This window comes from Mucilaginibacter sp. (assembly GCF_036383575.1).
Lineage (GTDB): Bacteria > Bacteroidota > Bacteroidia > Sphingobacteriales > Sphingobacteriaceae > Mucilaginibacter.
The window spans coordinates 1-2,666 of sequence record NZ_DASVOB010000321.1 but is presented as its reverse complement, the minus strand read 5'-3'; the positions used below and the strand labels follow the sequence as shown (position 1 = coordinate 2,666).

The 2,666-nt window shown below is 45.3% G+C and carries 2 protein-coding genes; both read left to right on the top strand.

All coding sequences use genetic code 11. The features are described 5' to 3' along the window. Window positions 1-278 (top strand): glycoside hydrolase family 9 protein (locus VF500_RS11065; RefSeq protein ID WP_330859730.1); only part of this gene is annotated, 278 nt, incomplete at its 5' end. A gap of 18 nt (window positions 279-296) precedes the next feature. Beyond that, complete coding sequence (locus tag VF500_RS11060; RefSeq protein WP_330859729.1) at window positions 297-2,582, top strand: glycoside hydrolase family 3 N-terminal domain-containing protein; 2,286 nt, start codon at window positions 297-299, stop codon at window positions 2,580-2,582. Window positions 2,583-2,666 lie beyond the last annotated feature (84 nt).

Genomic DNA, 2,666 nt, shown 5'->3' with positions numbered 1-2,666 from the left:
CCAAAACGCCGATGCATCCGCATCACCGGCCATCTGCCGCGGATGGTGTTGCTGATCCCGTACCTGGTTTGCTGGTTGGCGGCTCTAACCCCGGGATGCAGGATGGCATCAAAGTGCCATCAAAAGTACCCGACGAGGCTTATATCGATGATGAGCGTGCTTACGCGGCAAATGAAATAGCCATCAACTGGAATGCGCCGCTGGCTTACCTGGCAAATGCCATGGAGGCTTTACAACATGAGTTAGAGAATAATAAAAAACAGGAATCAGCTAAATAACCATAAAACTCTCACAATATGAAAAAGATCTACATTACTGTACTGGGTCTGGCTTTACTCAATGGGATATCCTATCAGGGGCAAGCCCAGAAAAAGGTAACTGCGACAATTGCTATCGATAAAAAGGTCGATGCCCTGATCGCTAAAATGACGCTTGAAGAAAAGGTTGGGCAAATGACTGAAGTAACATCCGACGTGGTTTCCAAAACAGGAGGCGGCATTCATGAACTTGACCCTGATAAACTGAAAGAGGCCATTATGAAATACCATGTTGGCTCGATATTGAATGTTACCGGGACTGCGTACGAGCGCAGCCATTGGTATGAGGTAATTTCACAGATCCAGAAAGCAGCTGATCAGGACCGTTTGAAAATCCCTGTTATTTATGGTATTGATGCTATCCATGGTGTTACTTATACTGTTGGCAGCACTCTATTCCCCCATGAAATAGCTTTGGCTGCAACTTTTAATAAAAGCCTTGCGCATAAAATGGGGGAGATCACCGCCTATGAAACCCGCGCAAGCTATATCCCCTGGAATTATTCGCCGGTGCTGGATCTGGGCCGTTCAGCTTTGTGGCCGCGCATTTATGAAACGCTTGGCGAAGATCCCTATGTAGTAAAAACCATGGGTGCCGAAATTATTAAAGGCTACCAGGGGAACAATGTCGGCGATAAATACCATGTTGCTGCCTGCATGAAACATTACCTTGGTTACAGTTTCCCGCTAAGCGGAAAGGACCGTACCCCGTCATGGATCCCTGATCGTTACATGCGCGAATATTTCCTGCCGTCATTTGCCGAAGCTGTTAAAGCAGGAGCGAAAACGCTGATGATCAATTCGGGCGAGATAAATGGTGTCCCTGTTCACGCCAGCAAATATCTTTTAACTGATGTACTGCGCGGGGAATTGCATTTTGACGGTATAGCAGTAACCGACTGGCGCGATATCCAATACCTGCACGACCGTCATCATGTAGCAGCTACCCAAAAAGATGCCGTAATGATTGCCGTAAATGCAGGTGTTGACATGAGTATGGTGCCTTATGACTATACCTTTTACACTTATTTGATTGAACTGGTAAAAGAGGGAAAAGTATCTATTGCCCGCATCAATGAGGCAGTTCATCGTATTTTAAAAGTTAAATATGAGCTTGGCTTATTTGAACGCCCGGTCGGCAACCCCGATGATTATCCCAAATTTGGATCGGATGAATTTAAGCAAGCCAGTATCCAGGCCGCTAACGAGGCTATTACGCTGTTAAAGAACAACAACCACGTGCTGCCGCTTAAAAAGGATTTGAAAGTTCTGGTAACCGGTCCTACTGCTAATACCATGCGCTCATTGGACGGCGGTTGGAGTTACACCTGGCAGGGCGATCTGTCAGATAAGTTTGCTGCGGGTAAGAACACCATACTGGAAGCCATCCAGCGAAAAATAGGGAAGGATAATGTAACTTATGAAGCCGGCGCAGCATTCGATAGCCTGCAAAATATAGATGAAACCGTGAAGGCTGCTAAAAAAGCCGATGCTATTGTACTTTGCCTCGGCGAATTGTCTTATACCGAAAACGTAGGCAATATAGATGACCTGAACCTCCCCGCAGCACAAACTCAATTAGCTTTGGAACTGGCTAAAACCGGCAAGCCAGTGATCCTGGTCTTGGCCGAAGGCCGCCCTCGAATTGTTACCGATGCTGAAAGTAAATCGACCGCTACCATTATGGCTTACCTGCCGGGTAACGAAGGAGGGGATGCTATAGCAAGCGTTTTGTTTGGCGATGTTAACCCATCGGGCCGCTTGTCTATCACTTATCCCCGTTATACCAATGCACTGGTAAACTATTATCGCAAGAATTTAGAGAACGGTAATCCCGATGATAAACATGGTTACAATCCTTTATATGAATTTGGTTACGGCCTCAGCTACACTACATTTAGCTATAGCAACTTACATATCAGTAAACCCCAACTTAAGGATAATGAAACGCTGACCATATCTGTAGACGTTAAAAATACCGGCCAATTGGAAGGAAAAGAATCGGTATTGTTATATATCAGCCAGCTTTATGCCAGTATCGCACCCGATACCAAACGTCTTCGTGCATTTGATAAGATCAGCCTGAAACCAGGCGAAAGTAAAACAGTTACCTTCAAAATAACCCCAAAAGATCTGGCTTTCGTGAACGATGTAAGTAAAACGGTAACCGAAGCAGGCGAGTTTAAGATCCAGCTTGGTGATCAAACACAAAGTTTTAATTATGTATCTGCAAAAGATCAACCTTCAAGAACAGGCAGGTTGTAAGGTTTTATTAGCATTATATGTAAAAAGCGCTTTTTTTACCATGTCATTGCGAGCGCAGCGTGGCAATCGCACGGAAGCATAGCC